General features: G+C 29.0%; 7 protein-coding genes and 1 rRNA gene. 2 read left to right on the top strand and 6 right to left on the bottom strand.

Features of this window, described 5'->3' with window-relative positions; translation table 11 throughout:
- Positions 1-13: 13 nt before the first annotated feature.
- Positions 14-123 (top strand): 5S ribosomal RNA (rrf, locus tag L3J60_RS13005).
- 99 nt (positions 124-222) lie between these two features.
- Entirely contained in the window at positions 223-651 is a 429-nt protein-coding gene (locus L3J60_RS13000; protein ID WP_291975994.1) for a DUF6526 family protein, read from the top strand.
- Between the two features lie 66 nt (positions 652-717).
- Here the strand turns inward: L3J60_RS13000 and L3J60_RS12995 are convergent, their stop codons facing one another.
- The 6 genes from L3J60_RS12995 to L3J60_RS12970 form a co-directional block, all read right to left on the bottom strand.
- On the bottom strand, positions 718-1,920 hold the full coding sequence (locus L3J60_RS12995) for an ABC transporter permease (RefSeq protein ID WP_291975993.1): 1,203 nt from the start codon (positions 1,918-1,920) through the stop codon (positions 718-720).
- Positions 1,921-1,922: 2 nt separating this feature from the next.
- On the bottom strand, positions 1,923-3,083 hold the full coding sequence (locus tag L3J60_RS12990) for an ABC transporter permease (protein ID WP_291975992.1): 1,161 nt from the start codon (positions 3,081-3,083) through the stop codon (positions 1,923-1,925).
- A gap of 10 nt (positions 3,084-3,093) precedes the next feature.
- Positions 3,094-4,086, bottom strand: a complete 993-nt coding sequence (locus tag L3J60_RS12985; protein WP_291975991.1) for an efflux RND transporter periplasmic adaptor subunit — start codon at positions 4,084-4,086, stop codon at positions 3,094-3,096.
- A 7-nt stretch (positions 4,087-4,093) separates the two neighbouring features.
- Complete coding sequence (locus L3J60_RS12980) at positions 4,094-5,473, bottom strand: TolC family protein (protein WP_291975990.1); 1,380 nt, start codon at positions 5,471-5,473, stop codon at positions 4,094-4,096.
- Positions 5,474-5,477: 4 nt separating this feature from the next.
- Positions 5,478-6,065 carry a TetR/AcrR family transcriptional regulator gene (locus L3J60_RS12975; protein WP_291975989.1) on the bottom strand — a complete coding sequence of 196 codons (588 nt, stop codon included), beginning with the start codon at positions 6,063-6,065 and terminating at the stop codon, positions 5,478-5,480.
- A gap of 252 nt (positions 6,066-6,317) precedes the next feature.
- Positions 6,318-7,460 carry an acyl-CoA dehydrogenase gene (locus L3J60_RS12970; RefSeq protein ID WP_291975988.1) on the bottom strand — a complete coding sequence of 381 codons (1,143 nt, stop codon included), beginning with the start codon at positions 7,458-7,460 and terminating at the stop codon, positions 6,318-6,320.
- Positions 7,461-7,764 lie beyond the last annotated feature (304 nt).

The following is a 7,764-nucleotide window of genomic DNA, read 5'->3' as shown; positions in this document are numbered from 1 at the left end:
ATAACTAAAATTTTAAGGTGGTTATAGCGATAGGGCTCACCTCTTCCCATACCGAACAGAGAAGTTAAGCCTATCAGCGCAGATGGTACTGCCAACCGGTGGGAGAGTATGTCACCGCCTTTCTTTTGAAAACCTTCAATTTAACTATTGAAGGTTTTTTTTTGATTATTGTTTATTAATAATTCTTATATTTACAATATAATAATTTTAAAAATTAACATTATGAAACAACAAAATTACAGCAATCATGCTAAATTTGTTATTGGATACCACGTGATAACATTTATAGCAATTCTTATACTTATTATAGGATCAATAAGAGGCTTAATGAAATCTTCAGAAGATAATTTATATTCAGCTTCATTATTAGTATTGACATCATTTATTTTGTTGTTTATGTTTTATTTTGTTAGAACTTTTGCATTAAAAGCACAAGATAGAGCGATAAGAGCTGAAGAAAAATTTCGGTTTTATATTTTAACAGGTAAAGCGTTGGATGAAAAATTAACCATGAGACAAATAATTGGTTTGCGTTTTGCTTCAGATGAGGAGTATATTGGGTTATCGGAAAAAGCTGTGAAAGAAAATTTATCTGAAAAAGAAATAAAACTTCAAATTAAAAATTGGAAGGCTGATACGTATCGGGTATAATTATCAAATTGTAAAAAAGCTATATTAAAAATGAGCTTTTTTATTTAATAGAAAATAATAATAATTTCAGATGGTTTTCAACTTCTTGCGAGTTCTTAATTTTAAAGAAATAAAAGCTAATATAAAATAAAGGCACGCTAATAACCATAATTTTACCCATTCAGGGAATACTTCAAAAAATGAGGCTTTCATTTGAGTCAATTTGACAAATCCATCTATACCAGAAGTTGAAGGTACAAATTGGGCAAGAATTTTGTAAAATCTAGAAAAACCTTGAACGGGAAATGAAAGTCCACTTAACATTAAAGAAGGTATTGAAGTAAGTACAATAAACAGCAGAACATCTTCACGTTTGTTAAAAAAGGAACTAATTGCTATTCCCAAAAAAACTATAGAAAACACGTAAGGGATTGTGAAAATGTATATTGTAAAAAGAGAGGATCTAACTGGGATTGAAAATAGAGTATAAACAATTCCAATTTGAATGGGAATAATTACTAAGAATAGTAAAGAATATAAAACTGCTTTTCCAAATAATACGGGAATTGTTCCGCCTTTATGTAATAATTTTGGAAAATTAGATTTCATTGTAAGTTCTTCATTTTTGGTGCCATTTATTAACCCAATTCCCATTAATAATACTAATTGAACAATTAAGGCTGTTAGCATTGGAATTAAATAAGTGGCATATCCACCCGAAATATTAAATAAACTATTAGAAATTGTTTTAATTGAAGTATAATTTTTAATAGCTTGTTTATATGATTTTCCATGTGCCATTTCTTTTTTTATAACTATTCCAGCATTAAAATATCCATTAATAGTTGAGATGGTTCCTAATACTTGTTTGTAAAATAACATATTAGACGCATCAGAAAAAGTAGTGATTGTTGTTTGTTTGCCACTTCTTATATTTTCTTCAAAATATTTTGGAATAATAAGTATTCCTCTCACTTTGTTTTTGTAATAGGCAACTTTGGCTTCTTGCAAATTAGTAATTGTAGTTACCGCTTTAATTCCATCGCTTGCATTGAGCATAGCGATATAATCTCTACTAAGTTTTGTTGCATCTTGATTTACTACTGCTACTGGTATTTTTTGAACAACTTGATTAGAGTATATATAAGTATAAGCTAAAAGAATGACCATAGTAATGGACAAAAAGATTTCAATTACTGCTTTATCTTGGGTAATTGCTTTCCATTCTGAACGAATAGTATTCCAGAATAAAATTTTAGATTGGTAATATGATTTGATTATTTTATTCATAATTAAATACGGTTGTTAAACATACCCTTAAAAAAAAGTTTGTGTAAATTATGCCAAGCAAAAATAATAGGCAGTAAACATAAAATTATAAGCATTATAATTGATTTAAAAGAATAATAAACAGGAAATCCTTGTTGAGATTGTTCCATAAACAATTCAAAGAAATGTGTAAAAGGGAAAACTTGGCTTATCCATTGTAAAATTTTACCCATTGAAAAAATAGGAAATGTTATTCCGGAAAAAGATAAACTTACTGCTGCAAAACCTGAGCCATATATCAATGCTTCGCTAAAACTATTGCTAATTGAAAGAAAAAATAACGCAAAAGATTGACTTGCAACTATTAGTAAAAAAAGGCCGATTAATAATGCTGTTTTACTTCCGTTTAAAGGAAAATCTTGCCATACAAACATGCTGTAATACATAATAAGTCCAACGAAAAAGAACCATATAGTAAATGGTAAAATTTTTCCAAAAACGATGGGATTTAATTTTCCATTTGAAATTCTTAATAATTGATTTCCTTTATTATATTTTAAATCATTTCCAAAGCAATATATTGTTGTCAAAATTATTATTATTTGAAGAAAATACGCCAAAAATCCAGAATTCAAATAATAAGAATAATTGGTATATGGGTTTGATAGTACGTGATTATTTAATTTTACAGGTTGATAATTAACAATAGCCTGTTGCATTGAAACCCCTTTAAGCAGTTGATTTTGTATAAATATTTTAGCAGAAATTGTTCCAATAACCTTGCTGAAAGTCTTAAATTCTAATCCGCCAGGCAGTAAAACATTACTGTTGTATTGATTGACAATTGTTGCTTGTTTACCACTTTTTAAATCAGCTTCAAAATTTTTGGGAATAGTTACCAATCCGTATATTTTTCCTTGTCGGATTAAGGATTCACCTTTTTGCTGATTAACAATGGTTTGATAAATCCATAATTCAGGAGTTGCATCTAATTGAGAAATAACATTTCTTGAAATTGCAGAATTATCTAAATCAATTACTGCAATTGGTAAATCTCTCGCAACACCATTTTTTAATAAGCCATTAAAAAATAGTAATGAAATAAAAGGAAGTATTACGGCAAAAATGAAAATAGTTTTATTACTAAGTAGTAAAGCAATTTCTCTTTTTGCTATCTGTAGCATTGGTTTCATATTATTTCTTAAATTGAGAATAATCTATTAAAATACTCATTCCAGGTCTTAGATTATTGTCTTTAACAACAGGATGAGCTTTAATTTCAAATGTTCTGATGTCGAAATCACCTGAAGCTTTAGTAGCATGCCATGTAGCATATGAGCCTAAAGGGGCAATATAATACACCTTAAATTTTATTTTTTTATTTGCTAATGCAGGTATGGTAGCTTCAAATTCAGCATCTTTTTTAAAGTTGGATAGAAAGGTTTCTTTTACATTAATAACAGAATAGCTATTTGCCAAATCTACTAAATGGACAACAGGGTAACCAGGAGCTATTAATTCACCTTCTTCTGGTAAAAAGTTTATTACTTCTCCATCTATTGGTGAAATTATATTTCTTTCATTACTGTAATCTTTAACTTCATTTAAAGCTCCTTCAGCACGTTTCACCAAAGCTTTTGCAGTAGCAATATCTTCTTTTCTTGCTCCGTTTAAAGCCATTTGATACATGTTTTGAGCGGCAATCTGATCGCTTAAGGCAGCTTGTTTTTTAGCTGAAACTTCATCTTTTTTTTGTTGAGATACTAAACCATCTTTAAATAAATTGTTGATTCTATCATAAGTTTTACTCATTACCTCTGCTGCAGCTGAAGCTTTTATATAAACACTTTTTGCAGCTCTTATTTCTTCAACTCTAGCACCATTTACGGCTTTATCCTTTTGGGCATTAGCAGCTTCTTGTGCTGCTAATGCTTGTTGCACTTTAGCTGTAATTTCTGGACTTTCTAATGTAGCTAATAGTTGTCCTTTTTTTACAGAAGCACCTTCATTAACTTCAAAGGATTTTATTCTGGTTGGAATTTTAGCAGATAAATAAATTTCTTTTGCTTCAATTCTACCTTGTAATACAACTTGTTTAGGTTTAATTAAAAACCATATACCAGTTAATACTAATATTGCGATTATTAGTAGGCTAATAAGTGATTTTATAAATTTTGTATTTTTCATTTTTAGTTTAGTTTTGGTTCAAAAATAGATTAGTTTGTCCAGTGATAACCATGAGTTCCCCATAGGCTATATTGTATTTATATAAGGTTTGTAATTTATATAATTGAATTTGTGAAAGTTTTAAAGAGGCATCCACCACTTCTAATGAAGTTCCTGTACCCTCTTCAAATGCACGCGTTCTCATAAATTTTAACTTCTGGGCATAGGTTTCATTGAGAATAAGACTTTGATATTGTTCAGACGCTTTTTTCATAGTGTTAAATAATTTTTCTGTGTAGGTTTGAAGATTTAGCTTGGCTTGGACTTCAATAGCTTTAGCTTGATCTATTTTATATTTTGCTGCTTTTATTTTATGTTCGCGTTGTAAACCATCAAATAATTTCCATTCAGCACCAATACCAACAAACCATTTTGTATTTTTTACAATTGGCAAATTATCTGTCCAAGGAATATAAGATCCAAAAAAATCAATTTTAGGAAAATAGTCACTCTTTTTTGCCTGAACCCCAATTTGAGCTAGACTTTTATTTTGTTGAATAGCTTTTAATTGATGGTTATTTTTTAATAAATCTATTTGAAATTTACTTAATGGTTTAACTAAAGTTGGTTTTATAAAATTTGTAGATAAACTATCTATATTTTTAATTCCTATTAAGTTTGCTAATGCGTTTTTTGCTAATTCCAAATCTTTTTGTGAACCAATTAGTTCAGTTTTAGCATTAGACAAGGCAACTTGGGCATTTAGGGTCTCTACTTCTGGAATTAGACCATTTTCAAAAAATTTAGCAGCTAGGTTATAATGTAATTGAACCGTATTATATACTTTTTGCCTTAGGTTTTTAACGGATTTTGCTAATTTTAATCTGTAATAAGATTGAATTAAATTAATGGTGTATTTATTGTCATTAATTTGATGCTTATTTTTGGCTAATTTATATTTTATTTTTGCAGCTTTGTTAGCATCATTTATTAAGCCACCTGTAAATATTGGCATTGAAACATTTACTGTAGCAAAGCCTAAATTTTTTTGTTGCAAAGTGAAATTCCAATCTCCTAATAATTGAGCTGGATTAGGAAGGTTTAATAGTCCGCCTAACATATCTCTTTCTGGATTTAGATCAAATTTAAGATCATTATCAATTCTTAAATAAGTTCCAGATGCTGTAATATTAGGTAAATGTAATCCTTGTGTGGCTTTATATTCTTCATAATTTTGTCTAACTTCAAATGAAGAAGCTTTTAAATTTCCGTTATTTGATAGCATTAATTCATGGGCATCTTTTAATGAAATTACTTGAGCCTGACTTATTGAACCAATTAAAAAAAACAAAAATGTAATATGTTTTAATTTTAAAGGATGACTATTTTTTATTATGATTTGAATCATTTGTTTATTGTTTAAAAATTTTGAGAATACTTTGGGTTAAAAAAGGAAGATCTTCATTTATAGATTCTTTTAAACCAAAAATATTTTTTCTTTTAAAATGAATATAATCAATTACATATACAAAAAGATGATAATGTAATTGATACAGACTGATGTTTTCTGATATTTCTCCAGATTTAAGTCCAATAGCTTTAATAGTTTCCATTACATGTAATGTCTTAATTCTCAAGTCTTTTGGTAAAGCGAAATTTTCATTATGTAGCAATTGATAATAAAATTTTGAAGCAATAGGTTCATTTATAAAATAAATAATTCTGTTTTGAATAAAAGAGTTTATAAAAGATTCTATGGTGTTTTGTTGAACGCTTAGTAGAAACTCTAATTCTTGGTATAGTGAATTCGCTTTTTCAAAAAAAAGTTCATTGATTAAGTCCTGTTTTCCTTTGTAAATTCTATACAAATAGCCACCACTGACGTTAGCATTTTTTGCAATCATTGCTATGGTTGTATCTTCAATACCATTTTCAACAATAGTTTGCATAGTGGCTTCTTTTATTCTTTTAATTTTTTCATCATCTATTTTTCTTGCCATAATTGATGTATTTATTTTTGATACAAATGTATGAATAAATATTCATTCATTTAATAGTAGGCTGAAAAAATTACTAAAACGTATTCGATAATTAGTAGGAAGAAGCTAATTAAAATATTTTTTTTAGCTATGTAAATTAATTTTTTGAGAGAAAAGAAACAAAGTAAAATTCAAAAGGGCAAAATGAATTGCCCTAAGTAAAATATTCTTAATCTTTTAAAAAAATACTTTTCGAGATTACAAAAAGGAATTTTAATCTCTCAAAACACTTCTCGAGATTACAATTTTTTGAATTTCAGAAGTGCCTTCGTAAATTTGAGTAATTTTAGCTTCACGCATTAAACGCTCTACATGATATTCTTTTACATAACCATTTCCACCGTGAATTTGCACTGCTTCTGTGGTTACTTTCATGGCGGTTTCGGCAGCATATAATTTTGCCATTGCACCTGATAAATCGTAATTTTTATGATTGTCTTTGTCCCAAGCGGCCTTTATACACAAAAGCCTAGCTGCTTCAATTTCAGTAGCCATATCTGCTAATTTGAATGCAATGGCTTGATGTTCACAAATTGGTTTTCCAAAAGCTTTTCGTTCTTTAGAATATTTAAGTGCCAATTCATAAGCACCGGCGGCAATGCCTAATGCTTGAGATGCTATTCCTATTCTACCACCAGCCAATGTTCTCATGGCAAATTTAAATCCAAAACCATCTTCACCAATTCTGTTTTCTTTTGGAACTTTTACATCTGTAAATAGTAATGAGTGTGTATCGGAACCTCTAATTCCCATTTTATCTTCTTTTGGGCCAATATCAAAGCCTTCTATTCCTTTTTCAACAATAAAAGCATTGATTCCGTGGTGTCCTTTTTCTTTATGAGTTTGTGCAATTACTAAATATACACTGGCACTATTTCCGTTAGTAATCCAGTTTTTTGTACCGTTTAATAAATAATAATCTCCTTTATCAATGGCGGTTGTGTGTTGTGAAGTGGCATCAGAACCAGCTTCAGGTTCGCTTAGACAAAAAGCACCAAGAATTTCACCTTTAGCTAATGGAACTAAATATTTTTGTTTTTGTTCTTCGGTTCCGTAGGTTTCTAATCCCCAGCAAACTAATGAATTATTAACAGACATAATAACGGAAGCAGATGCATCAATTTTGGAAATTTCTTCCATAGCCAAAACGTAGGAAACAGTATCTAATCCGCTTCCTCCATATTTTGGATCTACCATCATTCCTAAAAAACCTAGTTCGCCCATTTTTTTTATTTGTTCTGTAGGAAATGTTTCAGTTTTATCACGTTCTATAACTCCTTCCTGTAATTCAGCTTTGGCAAAATCACGAGCTGCATCACGTATCATAATTTGTTCTTCTGTTAAATTAAAATCCATAATTTATAATAGTTTTGTGTGTTTGTTTATTTTTCAACAAATATAAGATTTTTACAGCTACTTTTTTGTGAATTACTTAATATTATAAAAGTGCATTTTCTAACTAAAATTAGTATCGAGAACGGCTGTTTTTAACTGAAAAACCTATTTTCGATACTAATTTTAAGCCTAAAAAGGCAGGGCAAACTCACACTTTTTCTTTGATAAAAGCTAGATAATCAGTTGATTTATAGTTGTCAAAGTTATTAATTATTTGTATATTATACTGATAATCAATAATTTACACCAATGACATCAAGTAGTA

This window comes from Lutibacter sp., from assembly GCF_021647475.1.
Taxonomy (GTDB): Bacteria; Bacteroidota; Bacteroidia; order Flavobacteriales; family Flavobacteriaceae; genus Lutibacter.
Note: the sequence above shows the minus strand (reverse complement) of the source record. Positions and strands in the feature narration are given on the sequence as shown.

Coding starts and splice junctions, on each gene's coding strand:
- L3J60_RS12990 (WP_291975992.1), bottom strand. CDS start 3,083: ATGCTACAGATAGCAAAAAGAGAAATTGCTTTACTACTTAGTAATAAA.
- L3J60_RS12970 (WP_291975988.1), bottom strand. CDS start 7,460: ATGGATTTTAATTTAACAGAAGAACAAATTATGATACGTGATGCAGCT.
- L3J60_RS12980 (WP_291975990.1), bottom strand. CDS start 5,473: ATGATTCAAATCATAATAAAAAATAGTCATCCTTTAAAATTAAAACAT.
- L3J60_RS12985 (WP_291975991.1), bottom strand. CDS start 4,086: ATGAAAAATACAAAATTTATAAAATCACTTATTAGCCTACTAATAATC.
- L3J60_RS12975 (WP_291975989.1), bottom strand. CDS start 6,065: ATGGCAAGAAAAATAGATGATGAAAAAATTAAAAGAATAAAAGAAGCC.
- L3J60_RS12995 (WP_291975993.1), bottom strand. CDS start 1,920: ATGAATAAAATAATCAAATCATATTACCAATCTAAAATTTTATTCTGG.
- L3J60_RS13000 (WP_291975994.1), top strand. CDS start 223: ATGAAACAACAAAATTACAGCAATCATGCTAAATTTGTTATTGGATAC.